This window comes from Gloeocapsopsis sp. IPPAS B-1203 (assembly GCF_002749975.1).
Taxonomy (GTDB): Bacteria; Cyanobacteriota; Cyanobacteriia; order Cyanobacteriales; family Chroococcidiopsidaceae; genus Gloeocapsopsis.
Window position 1 is genome coordinate 60,830 of sequence record NZ_PEIG01000002.1, and the last position, 23,986, is coordinate 84,815.

Sequence of the window (23,986 nt, forward strand, 5' to 3'; positions counted from 1 at the left end):
CTCTAATTGCCAATGGTTCGAGCCAGCAATCAACAATTACTTGCCACTAAAGCCCGTCCGGTTGCGGTAGATTTGTTTGCAGGTGCTGGGGGCTTTTCTTTAGGGATTGAACAAGCTGGGTTTGATGTATTAGTGGCGGTGGAACACGATCCAATTCATGCTTGTACTTACTCATTCAACTTTCCGCTGACGCGGGTTGTTGTCGCAGATATTAGTAAGATCAGTGGCGATGTCATTAGAGAGGCTGCAACTTGTGCGTATCGATCGCATTACCCGCAAGCAATTTCTAGTTGGGATGGGCGAATTGATTTACTCTTTGGTGGTCCGCCCTGTCAAGGTTTCTCAATTATGGGTAAGCGATCGCTTGATGATGAACGCAACAATCTGGTTTTTCACTTTTATCGCTTGGTGACAGAATTAAGCCCTAGCTATTTTGTCATGGAGAATGTTCCAGGAATGGCGATTGGACAATATAAATCTTGGTGTACTCAACTCAAAACGCAGTTTGAACAAGCTGGATACCAAGTTCAAGTACAAATTCTCAATGCTGCAGATTTTGGTGTTCCACAACGCCGACGACGGCTGTTTTTTTTGGGTTCTCAACATCAAGTGACACCCGTAATACCCCAACCACACCGGACATTTATCACCGTCAAAGATGCGATCGCGGATCTTCCTGATGTTGAAGAATTTCCTGAATTGTTGTTTACTGATGAAGTTTTGTTAAGCGAGTGCCAACTCTTGCAATTGCAACAAAAAGCTAGCGATTACGCTAAGTTACTGCGCAGTGAATCACTAAGCGATTTTTCTTATCCTCGCTGTTGGAATCCGCAGTTATTAACAAGTTCGATGCGGACGCAGCATACCACAAATAGTATTGCCAGGTTTGCTGCTATGTTACCGAATCAACGCGAACCTATTAGCCATTTACGCCGTTTAGATCTCAATGGATTAAGCCACACTTTACGCGCGGGTACAGGTGTAGAACGCGGTAGTTATACTTCTCCGCGTCCGATTCATCCAACGCGATCGCGGGTAATTTCAGTGCGAGAAGCTGCACGGTTGCACTCTTTTCCTGATTGGTTTCGCTTTCATCAAACCAAGTGGCATGGTTTTCGTCAAGTTGGTAATGCGGTACCGCCACTTTTAGCACAAGCGATCGGACATCAAGCGATCGCCGCTTTAGAAATTAACCCTGCGATCCCAGCAGTATCGTTAAATTTGGGTAGTACGCAGTTACTACGATTTAAAAGCACAGAAGCGACATCTTACTGGAATACGCGCGACAAATAGCATTAGTCCCCAGCCTGATTTGGGCATACAGAGAATGTTAAAACAGTTTCATCAACGCCTTTGAGTTCTAAGGGGCTGTATTTAATAATTTCATCGTCGTCTAAATAATCGGCGACAGCAGCAGAAACTAAAATTTGTCCAGGTGCAGCAGCTTGTTGCAATCGCGCCGCAATATTAACACTAGGACCAATTGCTGTGTAATCAGCGCGTTCTGCACTACCAAACATGCCAACGACTGCCGTACCTTGGTGAATACCACAGCGAAACTGAATCAAATGACTTTGATTTTTACCCAAGATTCCTTGATCGTGCCAACGTTGGTTGAGTTGAGTTAAGGCGTGATGCATCGCGCGGGCGGTGGCGATCGCGCGGCGAACTTGTTCATTTGGCATCATGTCTTCGGGCGCACCAAAGATTGCTAATAATGCGTCTCCCATAAATTTATCTACTGTTCCACCGTTATCAAATACGGCACGGATCATTGTTTCTAGGTATTCGTTTAACAACTCGGCGACACGGCGCGATCGCAATGTATTGGCGAGTTGCGTGAATCCAACAATATCGCTAAATAAAATTGTAATCAAATGTGGTTCTGGGCGTAAATCGAGCGCCAAGTCCCCCATTGCTGCTTTTTTGACCATTTCTGGGGGTAAAAAACGTTTTAGTACTGATTCTGTTAAGTAAGTATTCAACTCAACAACGCGACGTTCATTTTCTTTTAATGCCAGTAGATTTCGGACTTCTGCTAGGAGTTCGCGATCGTTGAAAGGTTTTGCGAGATACGCATCTGCACCGTGTTCGGTTCCTGTAATCCGAGTTTCTTCGTCAGTTTTTGCCGTGAGTAGGACAATTGGTATTCCTTTAAGTTTCCTATCATTGCGAATCTGCCAAATCATTTCTAAACCTGACAGTTGCGGCATCATTAAGTCAGTTACAATCAAGTCGGGAAGAATGCTGTCTGCTAAATGCAATCCTTCTATGCCATTACGTGCCGTATAAACCTGATAACCACCTTGTTGAGTCAGAATTGTCGATACATAAGTTCTTAAATCGAGATTGTCATCGACAACAAGAATAGTGATTTGTGGCTGGTGACTAGTTACTAGTAGATTGGGAATTAGTATTCTATCTTCGGCTAGTTCTCTGTCATCGTTATCTGGGTCTGCTTCTCTTACCTCCAAATCAGCTAGTTCCACCGCAGCGCTGCGCAGTTGAACTTGGGTAGGAACCTCTAGTATTTGGTCAAGTGGTAAATGTCCTTTGCCGATGGGCAACCAAACTGTAAATGTAGTCCCTTGCTCGCGGATTGATTCTACAGAAATTTGACCAGAGTGTAGTTCGATTAATTCTTTTGCTAAAGCAAGTCCTAAGCCACTTCCTTCATAGGAACGGTTAAGTGCAGCTTCGGCTTGATGAAAGCGTTTAAATAAATGAGGAATCTGTTCTTTGGCAATACCAATGCCAGTGTCTTTAACCTGAATTAAACAGTGATCTCCCGCCGTTTCTACGCGAATTGTAATTTTACCCCCTGGAGGAGTAAATTTCATTGCATTCGACAAAAGATTGTATATGACTTTGTCAAATTTTTCTGTATCTAGGTATACTAAAGGACAAAGATTAAATTCAGTAATCAGTTCGAGTTCTTTTTTTTCGCAGTAAGGGCGAAATGATTCAACAATTTGACTGACGAACGCTAATAAATCGCAAGGGCGAAAACTCGGCTGCATTCTTCCAGCATCGAGTCGTTGTAAGTCTAGGAGTTGATTAACCAACCGCAAGAGACGACGGGAGTTGCGTAAAGCGATCGCAGCTTGCTCTAATGGTAAGTCTTGTTGTTGATTCACCGCTGATTCTAGCGGTGCGAGCATCAATGTCAGTGGTGTGCGAAACTCATGAGAGATGTTTTGAAAAAAGTGCGTTTTTTGGCGATCTAACTCCATTAAGCGATCGGCTAAGGCACAACTTTTCTGATATAGTCGCGATTGTTGAACTGCGATCGCTGCTTGCGCTGCGACAGCTTGGGCTAATTCAATTTCCTCAATTTGCCAATGGCGTGGTTTATAGAACGAGCGTAATGTAATACTACCAATACTAGTATTATCCGCAAGCAGTGGCACAACCAACAAAGCCCGCGCTGCGGGAGAGGAAAGCGGTAAATCAAGACCGCGCATTTCTGGTTGTTGGTTAAGATCGTTAATAACAACAGGTTGCTGTGTTTTCAGCAAAAGTTGTAAAACTGGATTTCCGGCAATGGGAGAACGCGATTGTGGTAGTTGTTGCGGGCTTAAGAAAGATTCAGTTTCAGTTCTGTTGTATAAACCAACACACTGTACAAATTCGTCTTCTTCTGTCCACAGTGACAAAGCACAGCCGTCTACGTGTAAAGCTTGTCCTAGTTGTTGAGTGATTGCGGCAAAAATATCTTGGGGATCGAGGCTAGAACGAATTGCAGCGGTAATTTTATTGATGAGGGCTTCGCGTTGAGCTAAAGCCGAGATGCGATCGTATGCCCGTGCTTGCGATAAAGCTAGTGCTGCTTGATCGGCTACCAGTGTGACTAACTCGATTTCGTCATCTTGCCATTGACGCAGGCGATCGCATTGATGAATTGCCATAACTGCCATCAATTCCTGTTGGCATAATGGTACGATTAAGCTAGATGAAATATTTGCTTGTTGATATGCGATCGCATTTTGCAGCCGCACATCGGTAGTGACATCATTAATAATTTGTAACTCTCGCGCTTCCCATACAGTTTGTACTAAAACCCAATCGTGAATAACATCTGAAGCGCGATTTGCTTTTTGATAAATAAATGATTCCTCGACAACACGATTATCTTGAAAGGGGCGCAGAATACAGCAGCTGACATCTAGTATCTGACCTACTGTATCTACAATTGTCTGTAAAATTTGACGCGAGTTTAAAGCGCTACGAATTGTATTCGTAATCGTATTGAGTCGTGCTTGGCGATGGAGTGTAGAATAGAGTTTTTGCGTCCGTAGCTTGAGAACATTGTATGTCTCAACGGCTTGGTCTATGGCTGTTTTTAAGACTTCTAAAGAGCAAGATTTAGGCAGGCATTTGAATATTTTACCAGTACTAACTGCCTCACTTAACTCAGGTGAGTTTGCCTTATCTGTCAAAATAAGTTGCAAAATATCAGAATTTGTTGCACTCAGCGCAGCTTGGCTTAAGGAAATTTCACATGATATCAGGACTGCTACATCTGTTGTTAAAAGTTCCAACACAGCTGATTGAGAATGAGCAACTAGCACCTCATAATCTTGCTTGAGAGCGCAACAAAGTATCTCAAATTCTGATTGGTCATCAAGAATGAGAACTTTTGGTTTATTGTTTTTGACGGGTTCCATAAACCGCACGCCCTCATCTTTTGGCGGTTATCCATTAACTGGGTGTTGACCGGAGACAACAGGAGCGATCGCCGTTAACTCTAGTTCTGGATGATCTTCTTGTAGTTGCTGACAATTCCACTCATTGCGGAATAGTAACACAGGACGTCCCCAATTATCTTTTACTGTTACTGTGTTGAATAAGCGCCCTACTTTATCTAAAGCTTCCCAACCATTGGCAACCCAACGCGCAACAGTGTATGGTAGCAAATCGAGCAGTGTTTCTACCCCATACTCCTGTTGTAGGCGAAACTGAACTACTTCAAACTGTAGTTGTCCAACTGCAGCAAGAATCGGATCGCGTTTTGACTCATCCGCAGAGTACATAATCTGTACTGCGCCTTCTTCGCGGATTTCGGAAACACCTTTGTGAAATTGCTTAAATTTTGAAGGGTTAGGATTTCGCAGTGTCGCAAACAATTCCGGCGAAAAACAAGGAATTCCTTCGTACTCGATTTTTTGACCGGTATAGATAGTATCACCGATCGCAAACACACCAGGATTATTCAAACCAATGACGTCGCCAGGGAACGCATGATCAATTGATTCTCGATCTTGCGCAAATAATTTTTGTGGACGTGATAGCCGAATTGTTTTTCCAGTACGGGCGTGATTAACAGTCATGTCCTTTTCAAACTTTCCTGTACACACGCGGACAAACGCAACGCGATCGCGATGTTTCGGGTCCATGTTTGCTTGGAGTTTAAACACAAATCCTGTAAATTCTGGATATGTTGGGGCAATTTCTCCAACAGTACTATTGCGGCTACCTGGTTTGAGTGCGTATTCTAGGAAAGAATTGAGAAAGAGTTCTACCCCGAAGTTAGTCATCGCACTGCCAAAAAACACGGGCGTCATTTTTCCTTGGTGAACCAAATCTCGATCGAGTTCAGGTCCAATGCCTTCTAAAAGTTCAAGATCGTCTTTTAGTTGGTAATATAAATCTTGCTCTAAAAGTTCTTCTATTTTAGGGTCGCCCATATCAACTACTGTATCTACAGCTTCGCGACTACCGTGGAGAACGCGCGAGTACAAATGAATTTGTTGTTGATGGCGGTCAAAAACACCTTTAAAGCGATCGCCCATTCCAATTGGCCAATTTACTGCATAGGTTTGTAGTCCCAATTCCTGTTCGATTTCATCTAATAGTTCGAGGGGTTCTCTTCCTGGGCGATCGAGCTTGTTGACAAATGTAAAAATAGGCAGCTGGCGCATTTTACAAACTTCAAACAACTTGCGTGTTTGCGGTTCCAACCCTTTTGCTGCATCAATAAGCATGACAGCATTATCAGCTGCTGCGAGCGTCCGGTAGGTGTCTTCGCTAAAATCTTGGTGTCCTGGTGTGTCGAGTAGGTTAATTTGACAGTTTTCGTATTCAAATTGTAAGACTGTTGAGGTAATTGAAATCCCTCGTTGTTGCTCCATTGCCATCCAGTCTGAAGTCGCCTTACGCTGCGCTCGCCGTGCTTTTACCGATCCTGCTTCGTGGATTGCTCCTCCGTAAAGTAAGAGCTTTTCTGTAAGTGTTGTTTTTCCTGCGTCTGGGTGGGAAATAATTGCAAAATTACGCCGACGTTCTACCTCTGTGTGCAATTCAGGCTGAAGGTCAATAGATGTCATGAATGCTATGCTGATACTACAGGAATTGTTTTTCGCTATTCTACAATTATACAAACTTATCTGGTGAGACGATGTTTCTCTTCTTGCGGAGCTTCTCTACTAAAAATTAGAATAGCAATCTCTTAAGTTATCAGGTTGTTTTTACTGAACCACAAAGTACGCGAAGAAAAGTATTTTATCATAACAGTAATGACTTTATTGAATGAATAATTACTAGTAGTGATGATTTTCTTTGTAAAAAGAATGAAGTAAATTACTTTTTTTTCAAGCAAAAGATACTGATTAGAAACTTGTAATCAGTATCTTTATTACAGTTATTTAATAATATTAAATGATTACGACTAAAGGTAGTATGGCTTGAGTTTATATTTATGTATACTAATTAGTAAGAATTGAGGAAATGCAATGTACGATTCAGATCAAAGAAAAATTGTTTCAGTATTGTGTCACGGCTCGATTTTTTTTAGTACAACATTAGTAGCGATAGGCATTCCAGTTGCTGCATTATTTTTATCAACTGACCCTGTTGTGAAAGATAATGCTAAAGAGGCAATTAACTTTCACTTTAATGTATGGCTATATGGCATCATTATTGCAGTACTGGCTTTTGTCACCCTAGGTGCATTAGGGCTAATTTTGGGACCAATTTTGTTTCTATTCCATTGGGGATTGCCAATTTTAGGAATTGTGCAAATCTTGAACAACCCCGATCAAGCTTACCGCTATCCCTTTATTTTTCGAGTGTTTTAAGCTTGAGTGCTTCGCCCCACTTGGTATGTGTTTAGGCGATTGCGCAGAAAGCAGCGCCATAGGCGATCGCACTCTCTAAAGTCTATCTAAATTTTTTTAAACTTTAACCGGATTTTACCAGAAACAAAGTGAAGTTCTAGCCAAGGCAAGCTATAGAGGTGTTGTATGGCTACGGACTATGTTGTATTTGTGCATGGTGTCAATACTCGCGAGGAACGCGAAGAAAGAACTTATGCTAACAAATTAATTGAGCGCATTGATAGAGAAATAGCAAGTCAGTCACCAAATATCACTCGTGCCTATATTCCTCTCTACTGGGGTGATGTTAATAAACCGGAGGAAGACAAGTTATTAAAGAAATTACAACAATCACCAAATTGGAAGAAATTGTGGTTTCGGGAGTTCCGCGAAAAGCAACTCATGCAGTTTATCGGTGATGCAGCACTTTATATTAGCCGTCATGTCGGTTCTAAAGTCGTTATTGCTATTGCAGAACAACTCAAGCAACAACTTCCTGTTAATCCTGAACCAGGCGATCGCATGCACTTGGTTGCACATAGCTGGGGTACTGTAATTTTATTTGACGTCCTATTTGCAGCGCGTTGGGATAACCCTGATTTACCTGCATATGAAAGTGTGCGCAGAATTCGTCAAGGTATTTTTGGCGTCAAGCCTGAACCCCTTCATGGAATTCGGCTTTCGAGTATCCACACTATGGGTTCGCCGATTGCTTTTTTTAACTTAATCAATGTTGTTTCAGGGGAAGATCAAGCTAGAGGTGAACGCGAACTGACACATGAGCAAGCTCAAAAAATTGCTACCCACGATATCACCCCACAACTAGAAGCATTATTAGAGCAACTTTATAATGAACGCGGGCAAAAAACATTACCCTGGCGCAATTTCATCCATCCAGGCGATCCGGTAGCGTATCCACTCGCAACAATCATGCCTGATTTAGTCGATGGTAAGCGACAATTTTTAGATATTCAAGATGTTGTGACTAGTAATGCAGACTTGTCAGACTTTTTAGTGCAACCACTTAGCCGCTCGTTTTTAGCGTTACTGCATGGCGGAGATGCGCACGGTAGCTATTGGGAAAGCCGTGATGTTGTTAAAGAGATGACTGAGGTCATTTTGCAAGAAGTTGCCAATCCGTCTGCTGTTGTTAGTACCTAAGTGAACAAGGTATTCATAGTAGAGGTTTAAGCTAGTGCGATCGCCTAATTTCCTGCCTCAATTGAGGGAGCAATTGTCATCAAATCTGAGTTAGCGAAATCGGCAAAACTGTCTGAGGCTTGATAGCTAGCGATGAAGCGATAAAGCAGAGTATCATCTGCGGTTAAAGGTTCTGATTAATCGATGTTGGGCTGATAGAATCCGTAATTTCCTGCCTCAAATGCTAAATTGTCATACGGTTCATCGAGGGGTTGCCGAGTGATAACATTATTGTGAAATGCGATCGCTTTGTATTTAAGAATCTAAAAGTCACAAAATTGAGATGTTTTTTCTTGTCTAGTACAAGCTATTTTATAGTATTATTTATCGTAAGCTTCTTTTAAAATAAAAATAAAAATTGCTTTTGAAAAATCGTATAGATTTCCATTATATAGAAAATTTTATCAGGTTTTGAGGGAGACTGCAAGCATTCGACTCCTTATATTAAGGAAATATATCTTAATTTGTCAGAATCGCTATTTTGAGGAAACTTGGCAACTGGGCGTACTATACTGCAAAAAATAAGCTACTCAATTCGCGCTAATTTTCTTGAGCTTCATTTTTGATTGTTTAAATAAATGCCATGTTTCCCATTCATCGCCCTCGCCGCTTGAGAACGCATCCGCAGTTACGTCGGATGGTACGTGAAACCGTTTTAACAACTAACGATTTAATTTATCCCTTGTTTGCTGTACCTGGTGAAGGCATTGCCAAAGAAGTGAAATCCATGCCTGGTGTTTACCAGTTATCAGTCGATAAGATTGTTGAAGAAGCCAAGGAAGTTTATGACTTAGGCATTCCTGGGATTATTTTGTTTGGAATTCCTGAAGATAAAGATACCGATGCAACTGGCGCGTGGCACGATTGCGGAATTGTGCAGAAGGCTGCGACTGCAGTGAAAGAAGCTGTTCCAGATTTGATTGTGATTGCAGATACGTGTTTATGCGAGTATACTACGCACGGACATTGTGGTTATTTAGAAGTCGGCGACTTGACAGGAAGGGTATTAAACGATCCGACATTAGAATTATTAAAGAAAACTGCGGTTTCTCAAGCTAAAGCTGGGGCAGATATCATTGCGCCTTCAGGAATGATGGATGGCTTTGTACAAGCGATTCGCGTTGCATTGGATGATGCAGGATATCAAGACACACCAATTTTATCTTATGCCGCAAAGTACGCTTCAGCGTATTATGGTCCTTTCCGCGATGCGGCAGAATCAACACCACAGTTTGGCGATCGCAGAACTTATCAAATGGACCCTGGTAACGCGCGAGAAGCATTAAAAGAAATTGTCCTTGATATTGCTGAAGGTGCAGATATGCTGATGGTTAAGCCGGCATTAGCATACATGGATATTATTTGGCGTGTTAAGGAAGCAAGTAACTTACCTGTTGCAGCGTATAACGTCTCTGGTGAGTATTCAATGATTAAAGCAGCGGCGCTGAATGGGTGGATTGACGAACAGCGCGTGGTTTTAGAAACTTTAACTAGCTTCAAACGTGCTGGGACAGATTTAATTTTGACTTACCACGCTAAAGATGCAGCACGATGGTTACAGTAATTTCAAGTAACTTTTACCTGTGATATGCAAAATCCCTACCAAGCAGTAGGGATTTGTTATCAATCATTGCACGTTCACCGAGTCCATGAATTCTTTAGCTAGTGGCTTGTACTGGCTCTTGTTGAGATACATTACCTGGTTGAGGTTGCTTCTTGGTAGCTGCATCTACTGGGGACACTTCAATGTGATTTAACAGTGTTGTTACAAAAGCAAATAGTAAAAAAGGCAGTGAGAGTAAGATAATTAGTCCTACAGTAGCGAGAGCATAAATTGGACGTCTAGCTCCCATTAGCGCCATCGCTGAGGCTAAACTCAGGGTGATAGTAATCAGCCAAACAATAATTTGACCGTAGATGTCACCAAAGGTCAAAGTACAGACAAAGCGATACTTTTGGATGTTACTCATCATAATTCGCAAAGTTGTTCTAAAGTTCTAGATTAAAGCCCTGTCTGTGTTGTAGATGATTTCTAAAGGTTTTTGACAGGTTTGCAACAGGACTTTACAAAACGCGGAAATTGGTAAGAATTAATGGCGAGCGCCCACTGTAAAAAATGCAAAAATACATAAGTGAGAGAAAATCTATGTAACTTGAGGGCTGGTAATTGGTCATTGGTGATTGCTAGTTGAGGAAAATATCTATTACCTGTTACCTATTACCGAATCAAGACATAATTTAATACTAAAAACTTTATTAATCCAATATGTAACCAATGGAAGAATTAATCATGCTTAAACAACTTCTCTATGAAGGCAAAGTAACAGAAGCCATATAGTTGGTTGAAGAATTAGAAGAAATGAGTAAATCTGACAAAATTAATAAAATTTTCAGTTATGGAATAATTTTATTATTACATCTCATTAAACAATCGGCTGAAAACCGCTCTACTAAGTCTTGGGAAACTTCTATTTTTAACGCTGTAAAGCAAATTCAACGAACCAATCAGCGACATCAAGCGAAAAGGACTTATCTCACTGAAGAAGAATTAGCAGAAACATTACAAGATGCTTATGAATCAGCATTAATAAAAGCATCTGTAGAAGCCTTCGAGGGTCGATATGAAATCGATTAAATTACTCAAATGGTTGATAAGGAAATAATTTTAGAAAATGCATTGCATTTAATTCTATCTCAAGAATAATTATTGTTATTTCAATTGAAACTCATCAAACTTGACGACTTTTGACTTAGGTTCTTGGGTATCAAATGCATAGCTTGTAATCAAACTGCTGGCTGTATCAAAAATACTAAAAACTGTGATATCGTTACTTGCAATATATGGCATAGGTTTACCATTGTCATCAGAAAAAGGTGCAATTGTTGGCATAATTGGTTCTCGCCCATTAGGATCTTCTATCGCTGCATAGTTTTCTTGATATCCTACAGGAACAGGTCGCTTGTTTTCGCCGACGTGCGCGCCGTAGGAGTTACCAACATTTGCTGTTTCTAAATAATGCGTTCCACTAGAACTCACAAATCGATTCCAGAGATGCGAATGACCATAAAATACAAGTTGGACGTTGGCTGCTTCTAGTAAAGGAACTACATCGCGGATCAGGTAATCTGCATCTTGGGGATATTCGTAGCGTACAGCTTTGATAGTGCCATCTTCATGGCGTTCAATACTTTGCACAGGATCGGTGTAAGCGGGTACGATGTTTCCTCCTAGCGAATGCGGCGGATGATGCAGCATAACAATTTTGAATTTTGCTTGTTGAAACTCTGGGCTATTGAGTTCTTTTTGTAACCAATCGTATTGAGGGCTACCAGGCGCGATCGCTTCAAAAAGATGTTGTCCATAACCCCAATTTTCTGGACGATTTAAATCTTGTTCGCGTTCGCGATATTTACCCTTTAACTTGCCATCAAGACGAGGGGAACGCCAAATATTAGTTGCATATAAGACAACTAAGCGAATATCACCGAAGCTAAGGGCGTAGTATGTTTTTCCTCCCGATTCACTTTTGGGTAAAGTAAAAATTTCTTCATAGGTGTCGGTATTAAAGGAATGATCTTTAACTGTGCGATTGCTAGCATCTTGCAATCTTGCTTTAGCAATTGCCCGTGGAACCGCATCATCAAACTCACCATCTAAACTATCGCTATGCGCATACCGCCCCATTACCTCATGATTGCCAATCGTAGAAAATAACGGCGCGTGTTGAATGATTTCTCCGCCTGTGTAAGTCGTCTTAGTATTATTCTTAGTTAACTCGTAACTTCCACGACCTTGCAAACAAGGAAAAAAAGCACAACCTCGACTATCATCAAACCACTCAGAAGCGCGATCGGGGACATCCACCATATCACCCGCAAAAAACACTGCGTCTACTCGCCCTGCAGTTTCTACTACTTTCTGCAAATTTGCTGCAGTCATTGGTTTGAGTTGGTGATCTGAAGTTAAGAGAATTTTGAGTGGCGTTCCGGCTGGTGGTTTAGGTGCGAGAGTAAATTCACGGCTAGTGACAGTTTGTTGATCTTCAGTTGTGCTAGTAATGCGATAAGGAAGGCGATCGCCTTCCTGAAAACCGCGAACAGTCGCTTCATGTCGCCAAATATTTCGTGGTGTCGGTTGTTGATAAAGGTTTTCAATCTTAATTTTAGAGTCTTGATCTTCCCGCGTGCGGCTGAGTTTTGTTGTCGTGGCGATCGCGCTTTGTTCAAAATTTTTACCATAAAAAACTTTGTGTTCAGTTCCAGCAAATTCGGTAAACCAAACAACATTAACTGTCGTTTCTGTAGGTAATTGCAAAAAGGGATCGCTTAACAGTTGCGGTGCAGAATTCATAATTGGTTGTTCAAATGAGCGCACCTCTAATAGATTAAAGCAGATCAGCACTAAAGACGCCGCCAGTATAACCAGAATGATATAAGATTTCCGGAGAATTTTACTTAAATGCACAGATTTATTACCAATTCGTAATTGAAGAAATTAGATAGAGGCTGAAACGTGCGTGTTTGAATCTATTCTATTGCCGGAATGCGCAGGAATCGGTATTAGTAAGTGAGCATAATTATAGAAATCATACTTTGAAAAAAAAAAGCTAATTGCCAATCGCTAATTGCTAATTGCTACTTAGTGATTGTGCTGATAACGACTAAAACTCGGACCATATGTTGCCAGTAAGTTTTGCGGAGACAAAGCTACTTCTGGAGTTCCAGTGCAAACGAGAGTTTGATTAAGACAAATGACGCGATCGCAGTGCCGACTTACCATATCAATATCATGGGAAACTTGCAATACTGTCCAGCCTTCTTCTTGCTGAAGTTCATGCAGTAAATTATAAAAATCTGCCGTACCTTGTGCATCGATACCTGCAAAGGCTTCATCTAAAACCAGCAGTTTTCGAGGTAGTACTAAGCAATAAGCGAGTAACACTCGCTTCATCTCTCCACCGCTAAGCGTACCTATTGCTTGATTGCGTAAATGATAAACTCCGACGCGACGCAAAGCTTGAGCGATCGCTGCTTTTTTTTCTTGTTGTCCATGATTCCATGACCGCCAAAACGAGCCTCGCCCCTCTCTAATCCAACCTAAGCCGACTAATTCACTCACCGATAAGGGAAAACTTCGGTCAAATACAAAATTTTGGGGTACATATCCTAACTGGTTGCGCAAGTGTCCTAGGCGTTCGATGGGGCGATCAAAAATTTCTACTTTCCCAACTGAGTATGGAATTAAATTAAGAATAGCTTGTATTAATGTACTTTTCCCTGCCCCGTTGGGACCAACAATCGCAGTATTTGTGCCTGGTAATAATGCAAAGGAAACATCACGCACAGCACAATAACTGTGTTGGTAAATAGTCAAGTTTTCTACTTTTACAATCGGATGTGAGTTACTAATATGCGATGTCATCACAGTTTACTGACACGCCGATTCAATAGTTTGTAGGTTCTCACTCATTGCGGTGAAGTAATGCTGAGGATCAGTTGGTCCTGCTTCTAAAGGATCAATAGAATACACTGTTAAATTTAAATCTTGAGACAAACTTTGGATCAACCTATTATCTACTCCAGGTTCAGAAAATATTGCTTGTGCATCATACTTCTTAACTGCATTGACTGCTCTTTGAATATCTCCTGGCGAAGGTTGATCTTCAGGAATTTCAACAACTGCAACTTGCTGGAGTTGATAGCGATTAGCTAAGTAAGGATAAGCATCGTGAAACGTAATAAAAGTACAGTTAGGATATTTTTGGAGGCTTTGTTGAAATTGATTGTGGGTTTGTTCTAACTGTTGAATATAAGCAGATGCATTAGCTTGATAAGCATCTTTATTTGCTGGATCAGCAGCAACTAAACCATCGCGAATATTTTCGACTTGTTGTTTAGCTAAAACTGGATCTAACCAGACATGAGGGTTCCCCCCGTCCGAGTCACCGTGACTGTGACTATGACCATGATCTCCAGCGGATTCGACTGGAGAAATTTCTCCTACAGTTTTAATTCCACTGGAAGCATCGATTTGTTGCAAGTTTTGATTTCCAGCATTTTGAATTGTACTGTCTAAAAAATCTTCCATCCCCAAGCCATTTTTAACTAACACATCCGCTGTGGCGATCGCTTGTACGTCTGCGGGTGTTGCTTGATAGTCATGAACTTCGCTTCCTGGTGGTACTAAAATTTCTACTTGCGCCCTATCTCCTACAACTGCCCTCGTAAACCAATACATTGGGAGAAATGTCGCAACAACTCGAATTTGTTCTGATTGTGGTGCTGATGCTTCTTGAGTTTGCTGTGTTTGAGTCTCTTGTGGTGCTTGATTACAACCTGAAGCCGTTGCAAGCAATAAAAGTGTAACCAGTGACAAAATATTGTGCTTGTGACGACGTTGTTGTATTTTCTGGCGACTCACAATTCTCTCCTCTTTTGTTCTGCTAGCAGTACTCACTTATACTCGTGAATATGAGTATTATTATCATAATAATAAGAATAGTTCTCATTCTAACAAGAATTGAATTGTAATTTATTTTGAATTTGCGGTCAGTTTACGATCATTTGACCAAGATCATTGTCAGATAACTCCAGATCGAGGAAACTTGTAATTTAATTTAGTGTGAGGAGAAAAAATGCAGCAAAAATCGCAGCGTTTGCAGGTTAATTCTGCTTCCAGTTTGATGCTAGCGATTAGTACCGCAGCGATCGCATCTGTCAGTCATCCAGTATTAGCACAGGAAGCTGCAACTGAATCTAACTCAAGTGCGCTTTCGCAGGTGACATCCGTTTCGCAGTTATCTGACGTGCAACCGACAGACTGGGCATTTCAGGCACTACAATCTTTGGTAGAGCGTTATGGCTGTATCGCAGGTTATCCTGATGGTACTTATCGCGGTAATCGTGCATTAACAAGATACGAATTTGCTGCAGGTTTGAATGCTTGTCTCGATCGAGTTAATGAACTAATTGCGACTGCATCAGCAAACCAAGTCACGCGCGCAGACTTAGCAACACTCCAAAGACTACAAGAAGAATTTGCAGCGGAAGTTGCAACACTACGCGGTCGTACTGATGCGCTAGAAGCTACTGTCGCTGAATTAGAAGCGAATCAATTTTCGACGACAACCCAATTAACAGGCGAAGTCGTCGTAGGCGCAGCAGGAATTATTTCTGGACAAAACACCGACGGTAACGATCTTGATGACTCAACAATCTTGGGACATAGAACGCGTCTTGAATTTAATACAAGTTTTACAGGAAACGATCAACTTTATACACTCATTTCAACAGGCAATTTCCCAGGATTTTCTGACGTCACTGGAATTACTGAAGGAGAACTCTCTTTTACCCAAGATGAAGCTAATGATATTGGACTTGAATCACTTTTGTATAGTTTCCCCCTCGGAGAAAGGACAGAAGTTGTTCTCGGCTTAAGTGGTGGTGCCTTTTACGACTATACTGATACTTTGAATGTATTAGATGGTGATGGTGGTTCTGGGGCGCTGTCTGCGTTTGGTACTCGTAACCCGATTTATAACCTTGGTGATGGTGCCGGCTTAGGCATTCGTCAACAACTCGGCAATAGCCTAGAACTTAGTTTAGGATATCTAGCAACCGATGCAAGTAGCCCACTTGATGGTAGTGGTTTGTTTAATGGACCTTATGCGGGTATTGCCCAATTAGTCTTAAGACCAAGCGATCGCTTTAATGTTGGTTTAACTTACATCAACTCTTATAAAGCGAGCGATACTGGTGCTGGAAGTAGTCGTGCTTCATTTGCACGCTTTGATGACGCTTTCTTCGAGAATTTGAACTTAGATCCAGTTGAAGTTCCTACCGCTAGCAACTCCTACGGCGTACAGCTTTCATGGCAAATTAGTAATAACTTTGTTCTCGGTGGCTGGGCTGGTTACACCAATACGCGCTTACTTTCTACCCTAGGTGGACTACTCGAACGTGGTGATAGCGATATCTTCAATTACGCAGTAACACTTGCTTTTCCTGATCTTGGTCGCGAAGGAAATTTACTTGGTATTGTTGTCGGTATGGAACCTCGATTAACTAGCACTGGCGTTACCCTTAATCCAGCCGCAGCAGCAGAACTCGTCGCCGCTAACCCTAATGTGGTACTTCCTGATTTGGGCGAAGATGAAGACATGTCATTACACATTGAAGCGTTTTATCAGCTACAGCTCACAGACAATTTTGCGATTACTCCTGGAGTTATTTGGATTACAGCACCTGATTTTAATAATGCCAATCAAGATATCGTAATTGGGGCAATCAGAACAACCTTCTCCTTCTAAAATTCTCCCAGAATACAAAACGACCAGCTTACCACAGCTGGTCTGAAAATTTATTTGCGTTGTTTCTCAATTCGAGGAAACCCGATCTACGCGTTCCCAACGCAATAGCGGGTTAAAATCTTTTATTTGTTCCTCTTCTATTTCGACATTGTAACAGGAAACACAGACTTTTTTATTAAAATTTACAGTCTCTTGACATAACTCTCCCAAACGATAGATGCTACGTTGTGAATAACTAAACAATTGATAAAGCCTTGATTAAGACAGGGAGCAAAGATTAACAATTGGGGATCAACGCCAATAACGCAGAGGTGCAGAGAAAGCAGAGGAGAATACTTTTTCTATCTACTCATAACTCCTAACTAATCATTAATCACTTGCCCCTCATTAAGATAAACTTCTACACGTTGAGGCTGTCCCCATAGAATGCGTTCATTTTTGTAGATGGCAATTCCTGGTTTTGCACCTTTAGGCTTGTAAACGTATTTCGGTTCAGTGCAAACAACTGGAACTTGGTCACTTTGGCGAGAACGACTGTAGTAAGCTGCAAAATCAGCCGTAAACTGTAAATCAGCAGTTTCTGGAACTGCGCCAGGATCGAGACGTAGTAAAACGTGACTTCCAGGAATTTCTTGTGCATGAAACCACAAATCATAATCTCCTGCAAAGCGAAAGGTTAAATAGTCATTTTGGCGATTATTACGACCAATGAATAATTCAAAACCACTAGGGGTGCGGTAGCGATGAAAGTTAGTGCTAGCAGTATTGGTGTCACTACGACGCGTGTACTCGGAATCTTCTAGATATCGTTGTTGAATTAATTCTTCGCGAATTTCTTTAAGGGCTTCCAGATCGGCATCGGTGTGGTATCGTTCAGTTTGGGCGATCGCAGCTTCCACTTGCTGTAAATAGGCAATTTCTGCATTAACTTCTGCGAGTAGTGGTTCTACCGCACCACGCGCCCGCTTCAGCTTACCACTGCGCTTGTAGAGATTCTGGGCATTTTGCACACCATTTTTTTCAGGTTCTAAAGCAATTGTGACTGGTTCACCCGTCTCGAAGTCTGCTAGGGTAATTTTTTTCATCCCTGGTTCCCAAGCCTGGAGATGTGCCATCAATAAATCAGCTTGTTGTCTATACTCATCAGCTTGATCTGATTGCTGCAGGCGATCGCTAAAGTTATCGGCTTTCGTTTGCAACTTCTCCAAAAGATTTTTCAATTTCTGACTTAGCTGCTGACGTAACTGCAGAAATTCCTGCCGATTAAGAGCTGCAGTGTAGTATTGGTTGAGTAACTCTTGCAGATTTTTGACTGGCTGAATCATCTCCCAGCCGAGTACGGTGTATCCTTTAGTTGTCCAGCCTGGTTGAAAGTGTGATTTTTCTAAAGCTTGTAACCATTCTTGCCAGCGTTGAAACAGTTGTTCCCAATCAGAAGCTGTTAATGTCTCGGTTGATTGTTCCGGATCGAGATTTGCCGTGCATACCATTGATTCAACTAAAGCCGGACTTAAGCCACGATAGCTTTTAAGTAGGCAGCGTTTTAATGCACCAGGTACTAAACTGACTTTTTCTTGCCAACGTTGTTGTGATTCTTGCAAATTAGGAGCATCATTTGTCAGGCTAGGTGGAGATTCGTAAGGTTGTCCAGTTTGTACTGGACGGATGCGGGACTTTTGCAAGCTAACTTGCTGCGCCGCAGTGATAATCTCTTGATTGGCAGCTGTGAGAATAACATTACTATGTTTGCCCATCACCTCCACGTAAAGGTGAAATAATGGATTTTCGCCAGGACGACGGGCAAATTGCAAATCAAGTACGCGTTCCCAAGGGGCGATCGCCTCGATGCTGATTAAAGCTAAACCACTGAGTTGATGTAAAATTTGCTGGCTAAAAGCAAAAGTATCAGGCTTGCGCGGTGGTGGATCGCCAATACAAATTCGCGCAGCTTGGGGATGCCATGAAATATCTAGCCAGCCTCGTTGTTTGAGCGTACGTAATCCGATCGCGATCCAAAAGCGATCGCGTTGATATACTTGTTCGACCCGCGCCGGTAGCCAAGTTGCACAGATCTCTCTATAAGTAGCCGTTAGTGTTGTAAAGTCAACTGATTGCAAAATAAATTAATGAATATCAATAACTTGTAACTTTGGCTCTATCTTTTGAGCGATTCCTAAAGGTAGAAAAGTAGAAAAACTGAGAACATATAACCTTAAAAGCTGATTTTTGAGTGAATTTTGCCTTGTAAGTCAAAATTTTTGTGGATACCATGAAAGTTAGGTTTTTTGTTGCTTCTCACACAGCGCTTAGCGTTAGTTTGTCATGGACATTCAGCTAATCAACATCGGGTTTGGTAATATCGTATCTGCCAACCGAGTCGTTGCCATAGTCAGTCCAGAGTCTGCTCCCATTAAGCGTATCATTAGCGATGCTAAGGATCGCAACCAGTTGATTGACGCCACCTATGGTCGTCGCACTCGGGCTGTTATTATTACCGATTCTAGTCATGTGATTCTCTCAGCAATTCAACCGGAAACGGTAGCAAATCGTTTTGTAGTGAATCGCGATCATAGTTCGGAATAGTCTACTCAATTGCCAAAAATCAGCGGTACGATGGGAAATATAGCAACGGTCAACATGGTTAGGACATCTTAAAAGTTTTGAGTTTTGAATTGAAGAACTTCTTAATTTAATACTCTTAACGAGTAACTCTGCTCACTCTGACCCTTGACCTCTGACTTGTGCTATGGTTGCTTTTCCTCGTTTGTATTTAATGTAATTTGGATGACGCCAGTTTTATCAATTCAAGGTTCAACTACACCACTAAATTGCCTCCCCGAAGGCAAACTAATTGTCTTGACTGGTCCTAGCGGAGTTGGTAAAGGCACGCTGGTACGCGCGCTGCTACAGCGTCATCCTGAATTATATTTTTCCATTTCTGTGACTACCCGCACTCCTCGTCCTGGTGAAATTCACGGCAAACAATACTATTTTGTTAGCCGCAGCGAGTTTCAACAAATGATTAAGCAAGATAAATTACTTGAATGGGCAGAGTTTGCAGGTAACTATTACGGTACGCCCCGCGATGCAGTTCTCGAACAAATCTCTAAAGGTAAGTGTGTTCTTTTAGAAATTGAACTCGAAGGCGCGCGACAAATTTGTCAGTCTTACCCTGAGGCAAAGCGAATTTTTATTATGCCTCCCTCTTTGGCAGAACTAGAACAGCGCTTACGCGGTCGCGCTCAAGATGCACCAGAAGCGATCGCACGTCGTTTGCAACGCGCTAAAGACGAAATTAGTGCCGCACATGAATTTGACGTTCAAATTGTTAATGATGATTTTGACACTGCTGTAGACGCAATCGCATCTACAGTATTTAGCTTTTGTGGTATTGCTTGATTGCGGTCACAAGTTAAATAGTATCTCAATTTTATATTCAACAAAAAGGCACAAAGACTACTTAACTCCTTTGCGCCTTCACTGCTTTTGGCAAATAATATCCGCATGACGCGGTATTACTTGAATATGTTTTGAATTAATTCAATGTTAGCTAGGATGAAGTAGGCAACTACAGCCCCACCAACACCACCGATTAAAAAGCCACTTGCAAAAGTATTCCAGCCTTCTGTAGTGTCAAAGGTGTCAGGAGGATTTGGGACAGTTACTGTAGCAACTGGTTTTGGTGGGTTACTGGTTGCGTACAACGAGACTGCTAGAGTGGAAATAACAACCATACCTAAAGTAGATAGCAATCCAGCAATATTTGCTACATCAGTATCGCGTAATGGACCTAACTTAGCAAAAGGACCTAGCAGCCAATAACCATGTGCCATACCAACTTCTAGCCCTCTTCTCAAGGGAGTGATACCAGGGCGATAAGCTGGTAAGTTATTGATAAACCACTTGACTAAAGAAGAGCTATTGATTGGTGTTTCCAGATTACCAATTTGAGGATCTCGTCTTGAAGGATAAACAACTTCTTGATTTCGCGGATCGCTGGGACGATTTTTAGATGCATCTATTGCTTGCGCCATATTTATGTCAGTTCTCAATCAGGTAGTGGCATTATTTTATGGTAATAAATGACCCAATCTTTCATACTTTAGTCTTAAATTAAAAAAAATTAATTAAGCTAATGATTAGTCACAAAGAGTACAATTACACATTTCAAATGAGTAAGCGCTATACCATTTTTAAGATGGAAATATAGCGCCTTGTGCAATGAAAGGTAAACTCTTTAAAAAAGAAACTCAAAATCTATTGGCAATAGATAGAGTTTCAAAGTTAAAAAAGCAGCGTTTGTCTCATCAACATCAAACAAGTTTTAAAGAGACAAACACATGTTATTAGCTGCTCTTATTTATGGCAGCGGATGGAAAAGAAGGTCAGGATATAGATAATTAAAGACAATCAACAGAACTGCAGTAAAACTCAATAAAGCAAAAAGTAATACTGGGCTTAAAGAAAGATAGCGGAGTAAATAGTTTTGATTGTCGCCTTTCTTTTGCATGAATCAGTCTCCAAAAACAAATTAATTGAAATCAAACTAGCGTGGAGAAACTGGAATTTCGTCATCCTTGGCAACTAATTCCCCTGAGAGCAATTCCTTAACAGCGGCGAGAGGCCAAGTAAAGCCTGATAGCATTAGTGGCAGTGCTGTAGGCACGTCAATAATGACTTCTCGCATTTCTGTAGAATCGCGCTTTTTAATTGCTTGGAGATAGGCACGTCCTACCCAGCCAATCCAACCGGCAATATAGAGAAAGAGAATGCTAGGAATCAGAAAGTCACCAGCATGATTAAGACGACCATCTACAATCAAGTGAGGTAAGCCCTCAGGACCACATAATTCTTGAGCATAACGCTCAAATCGCTTTTGCCCCGAATTAGGATCAGCAGTCGTATTTCGAGCAGAAGCTGCTCTTTGAATAAATTCTGGAGACTCGCTACAAGGCACTAGTCCTGCACCAACGGCTAATGCCTGTGGGGCAAAATTAAACCATAAACCAATGACAAGAACTAGAGCAAACAATCGTCGCATGGAATTGTTTCCCTTTATTACAAAACCTAAATTTTGTTGTACGATAAGCAGCTTGAACAAACAGGTAAGCGCTTACATGGAAGCAATCATACTCTTGCGTGTGACCCTAGTAAAGTTTGCCGTGGGTAAAGTTTAAGCTACTTAATATAGTTGAATAAATTTTGCTAGTAACTGTTAACTGTTTACACGCAGGTAATACGCCTGTTTTATCATTATGTCAACTGTTTTATCAATAGAAACGAGCTGTGACGAAACTGCAGTAGCAATTGTTAAAAATCGTCAAGTTTGTAGTAGTATTGTTAACTCACAAATTCCTATTCACCAACAATATGGTGGGGTTGTTCCGGAAGTCGCTTCGCGCCAACATTTAGAAATTATTAATCAGGCGATCGCTCTTGCTTTGACGCAAGCAAATCTTACTTGGCAAGACATTGATGGAATAGCAGCCACTTGCGCTCCAGGTCTTGTGGGAGCTTTATTAGTTGGAGTCACCGCAGCAAAAACTTTAGCAATGGTGCGACAAAAGCCATTTATTGGCGTGCATCATCTTGAAGGTCACATTTACGCAAATTATCTGAGTGAACCAAGTTTAGAACCGCCATTTTTAAGTTTGCTGGTTTCAGGCGGTCATACAAGCTTAATCTATGTCAAAGATTGTGGAGTATACGAAACTTTAGGCGAAACCCGCGATGATGCAGCAGGAGAAGCATTTGATAAAGTAGCGCGGTTATTAAAACTTGGTTATCCTGGCGGTCCTGTCATTGATAAACTAGCCCAAGAAGGTAACGCTAAAACCTTTGGGCTACCTGAAGGCAATATTTCACAGCCAGGGGGTGGGTATCATCCTTATGATTCTAGTTTTAGCGGGTTAAAAACAGCAGTTCTACGGTTAGTACAGCAACTTGAAAAAGAAGCACAACCATTACCTGTAGCAGATATTGCCGCAAGTTTTCAGGAGAGTGTTGCGCGATCGCTAACTAAACGAGCGATCGCCTGTGCGCGAGATTACGGTTTAACCACAATAGCTGTTGGTGGTGGTGTAGCCGCTAATAGTGGCTTGAGACATCATTTAACGACTGCTGCTACTGCACACAACTTGCGCGTATTATTTCCCCCACTTAAATTTTGCACTGACAATGCAGCCATGATAGGTTGTGCTGCTGCGGATCACCTCGATCGCGGTCATACTTCCCCACTCACTTTAGGTGTCCAATCGCGATTACCCCTTACTCATGTCATGCAGTTGTACCGAGAGGAAAACTAGTGGAAGTGTGGGAGTGTTGGCGAGTGTTCGAGTAGTAGAGAAATTACTCTCCAACCCTCCTACTCTCAATCCCAATTACCCTACCACCCTCCTACCTGACTACCCTCTGCTTGATTTGTGCTGCTCTAACAACAAGCAAATCTGATGAGCAACGGTTTGCGGATGTTCTACCATTGCCAAATGTCCGCAGTGGGGAATTTCTATCACATTATTGCCACAGGCTTGAAAGAGGGGATGAAAGCTAGCTAAATGGCGGACATACTTAGGCTCCATGATTTGATCTTTGTCACCCGTAATAAAATATACGGGTTGCTGTAATTGGGATACAACTTTTGGCAACAGGTTAATTTCTGCTTCAGTTGTCGAATCTAGTAAAGATCCTAAAGCAGCTTCAGGATGAGCAATAACAAAATCGATCAATCGTTGACGTCCCCAAGCGGGTGCGATCGCTTGAACAACATTAGCACGAGTAAACAACAAATCTAGCAAAGGCAAATAGCACAACCAACGCGGACGATATTTAATGAGTCGCGAACCCCAACTCCGAAATTGGTCAAACGCTTCTTTAAGATAAATCCCACCACCAGCGTTCACACAAATGACTCCCTTAATACGGTCTGGTAACTGCTGGGCTGCCCACAGGGCGATACTACCACCCAATGAATGACCAATTAACCAAGCACTAGTAATGTTGAGTTTTTCGAGGAGAACAACTAAGTCTTGGGCATATGCAGCAGCTGTGTAGCAAGAATAGGGAACTAAATTTGAGATATTTTCTTGAGGTGGCGATTCGCGACTAACATGATTTATTTGAGACTGACCAAAACCACGCAGATCGTAAGCAAGACACTGAAAGTCTGAGGATAATTGCTCAATAATAGGCTGCCAGTATCCACGGCTTAACAGCCAACCGTGGATAAAGACCAAAGCGTGTGAAGAACCTGCGATTGGAGTCGTTAGCTCGTAAGCGTGTGGAACTCCCAGGATTTCAATGGTTGCCATGTTTATATCCTATCCTGAACGCCCCTTACTAAACTGAAGTTTTCTATAAAAGAGTTGTAATTTCTACATAGCTTCA

General features: G+C 41.7%; 19 protein-coding genes and 1 pseudogene. 9 read left to right on the plus strand and 11 right to left on the minus strand.

Features of this window, described 5'->3' with window-relative positions; all coding sequences use genetic code 11:
• The first annotated feature begins 12 nt into the window (after positions 1 to 12).
• A complete protein-coding gene (locus CSQ79_RS03565) occupies positions 13 to 1,293 on the plus strand; it encodes a DNA cytosine methyltransferase (protein ID WP_099699836.1) in 1,281 nt (426 codons plus the stop codon).
• A 2-nt stretch (positions 1,294 to 1,295) separates the two neighbouring features.
• On the opposite strand, the gene CSQ79_RS03570 is transcribed toward CSQ79_RS03565, so the two are convergent.
• Together CSQ79_RS03570 and prfC are read right to left on the minus strand one after the other, a co-directional pair.
• On the minus strand, positions 1,296 to 4,667 hold the full coding sequence (locus tag CSQ79_RS03570) for a GAF domain-containing protein (RefSeq protein WP_099699837.1): 3,372 nt from the start codon (positions 4,665 to 4,667) through the stop codon (positions 1,296 to 1,298).
• Positions 4,668 to 4,694: 27 nt separating this feature from the next.
• Positions 4,695 to 6,326, minus strand: a complete 1,632-nt coding sequence (prfC, locus tag CSQ79_RS03575) for a peptide chain release factor 3 (protein WP_099699838.1) — start codon at positions 6,324 to 6,326, stop codon at positions 4,695 to 4,697.
• A gap of 405 nt (positions 6,327 to 6,731) precedes the next feature.
• Between prfC and CSQ79_RS03580 the strand changes: the two genes are divergently transcribed.
• The 3 genes from CSQ79_RS03580 to hemB all read left to right on the plus strand — a co-directional run bounded on the left by CSQ79_RS03580 (position 6,732) and on the right by hemB (position 9,858).
• Complete coding sequence (locus CSQ79_RS03580; RefSeq protein ID WP_099699839.1) at positions 6,732 to 7,076, plus strand: DUF4870 domain-containing protein; 345 nt, start codon at positions 6,732 to 6,734, stop codon at positions 7,074 to 7,076.
• 165 nt (positions 7,077 to 7,241) lie between these two features.
• Positions 7,242 to 8,255 carry a hypothetical protein gene (locus CSQ79_RS03585; RefSeq protein ID WP_099699840.1) on the plus strand — a complete coding sequence of 338 codons (1,014 nt, stop codon included), beginning with the start codon at positions 7,242 to 7,244 and terminating at the stop codon, positions 8,253 to 8,255.
• Between the two features lie 622 nt (positions 8,256 to 8,877).
• The gene (gene hemB / locus CSQ79_RS03595; RefSeq protein ID WP_099699841.1) at positions 8,878 to 9,858 is read left to right on the plus strand and encodes a porphobilinogen synthase; all 981 of its coding nucleotides are present in this window, start codon (positions 8,878 to 8,880) and stop codon (positions 9,856 to 9,858) included.
• Positions 9,859 to 9,952: 94 nt separating this feature from the next.
• On the opposite strand, the gene CSQ79_RS03600 is transcribed toward hemB, so the two are convergent.
• Positions 9,953 to 10,267 (minus strand): hypothetical protein, encoded by a 315-nt coding sequence (locus CSQ79_RS03600; protein ID WP_099699842.1) that lies wholly within the window; start codon positions 10,265 to 10,267, stop codon positions 9,953 to 9,955.
• Between the two features lie 302 nt (positions 10,268 to 10,569).
• On the opposite strand from CSQ79_RS03600, the pseudogene CSQ79_RS03605 reads away from it, so the two are divergent.
• Positions 10,570 to 10,929, plus strand: a pseudogene (locus tag CSQ79_RS03605) (DUF29 family protein).
• Positions 10,930 to 11,004: 75 nt separating this feature from the next.
• Here the strand turns inward: CSQ79_RS03605 and CSQ79_RS03610 are convergent.
• The 3 genes from CSQ79_RS03610 to CSQ79_RS03620 form a co-directional block, all read right to left on the minus strand.
• Entirely contained in the window at positions 11,005 to 12,645 is a 1,641-nt protein-coding gene (locus tag CSQ79_RS03610; RefSeq protein WP_289500451.1) for a metallophosphoesterase family protein, read from the minus strand.
• A gap of 288 nt (positions 12,646 to 12,933) precedes the next feature.
• The gene (locus tag CSQ79_RS03615; RefSeq protein ID WP_099699843.1) at positions 12,934 to 13,716 is read right to left on the minus strand and encodes a metal ABC transporter ATP-binding protein; all 783 of its coding nucleotides are present in this window, start codon (positions 13,714 to 13,716) and stop codon (positions 12,934 to 12,936) included.
• 6 nt (positions 13,717 to 13,722) lie between these two features.
• A complete protein-coding gene (locus CSQ79_RS03620; RefSeq protein ID WP_289500453.1) occupies positions 13,723 to 14,715 on the minus strand; it encodes a metal ABC transporter substrate-binding protein in 993 nt (330 codons plus the stop codon).
• Positions 14,716 to 14,929: 214 nt separating this feature from the next.
• On the opposite strand from CSQ79_RS03620, the gene CSQ79_RS03625 reads away from it, so the two are divergent.
• The gene (locus CSQ79_RS03625) at positions 14,930 to 16,603 is read left to right on the plus strand and encodes an iron uptake porin (protein WP_099699845.1); all 1,674 of its coding nucleotides are present in this window, start codon (positions 14,930 to 14,932) and stop codon (positions 16,601 to 16,603) included.
• A 362-nt stretch (positions 16,604 to 16,965) separates the two neighbouring features.
• Here the strand turns inward: CSQ79_RS03625 and CSQ79_RS03630 are convergent, their stop codons facing one another.
• A complete protein-coding gene (locus CSQ79_RS03630; RefSeq protein WP_099699846.1) occupies positions 16,966 to 18,720 on the minus strand; it encodes an Rqc2 family fibronectin-binding protein in 1,755 nt (584 codons plus the stop codon).
• A 205-nt stretch (positions 18,721 to 18,925) separates the two neighbouring features.
• Between CSQ79_RS03630 and remA the strand changes: the two genes are divergently transcribed.
• Positions 18,926 to 19,186: an extracellular matrix/biofilm regulator RemA gene (remA, locus tag CSQ79_RS03635; protein WP_015188948.1), complete on the plus strand. Its 261-nt coding sequence runs from the start codon at positions 18,926 to 18,928 to the stop codon at positions 19,184 to 19,186.
• A gap of 201 nt (positions 19,187 to 19,387) precedes the next feature.
• A complete protein-coding gene (gmk, locus tag CSQ79_RS03640) occupies positions 19,388 to 20,002 on the plus strand; it encodes a guanylate kinase (RefSeq protein ID WP_099699847.1) in 615 nt (204 codons plus the stop codon).
• 116 nt (positions 20,003 to 20,118) lie between these two features.
• Here gmk and CSQ79_RS03645 read toward each other — a convergent pair whose 3' ends face one another.
• The 3 genes from CSQ79_RS03645 to CSQ79_RS03655 form a co-directional block, all read right to left on the minus strand.
• The gene (locus tag CSQ79_RS03645) at positions 20,119 to 20,637 is read right to left on the minus strand and encodes a photosystem I reaction center subunit XI (protein ID WP_099699848.1); all 519 of its coding nucleotides are present in this window, start codon (positions 20,635 to 20,637) and stop codon (positions 20,119 to 20,121) included.
• A 326-nt stretch (positions 20,638 to 20,963) separates the two neighbouring features.
• Entirely contained in the window at positions 20,964 to 21,113 is a 150-nt protein-coding gene (locus tag CSQ79_RS03650) for a Photosystem I reaction center subunit IX (protein ID WP_099699849.1), read from the minus strand.
• Between the two features lie 36 nt (positions 21,114 to 21,149).
• Positions 21,150 to 21,644, minus strand: coding sequence for a Photosystem I reaction center subunit III (locus CSQ79_RS03655; protein ID WP_099699850.1), 495 nt, complete (start codon positions 21,642 to 21,644; stop codon positions 21,150 to 21,152).
• A gap of 214 nt (positions 21,645 to 21,858) precedes the next feature.
• On the opposite strand from CSQ79_RS03655, the gene tsaD reads away from it, so the two are divergent.
• Complete coding sequence (tsaD, locus tag CSQ79_RS03660; protein ID WP_099699851.1) at positions 21,859 to 22,908, plus strand: tRNA (adenosine(37)-N6)-threonylcarbamoyltransferase complex transferase subunit TsaD; 1,050 nt, start codon at positions 21,859 to 21,861, stop codon at positions 22,906 to 22,908.
• 99 nt (positions 22,909 to 23,007) lie between these two features.
• Here tsaD and CSQ79_RS03665 read toward each other — a convergent pair whose 3' ends face one another.
• A complete protein-coding gene (locus tag CSQ79_RS03665; RefSeq protein ID WP_099699852.1) occupies positions 23,008 to 23,910 on the minus strand; it encodes an alpha/beta fold hydrolase in 903 nt (300 codons plus the stop codon).
• Positions 23,911 to 23,986 lie beyond the last annotated feature (76 nt).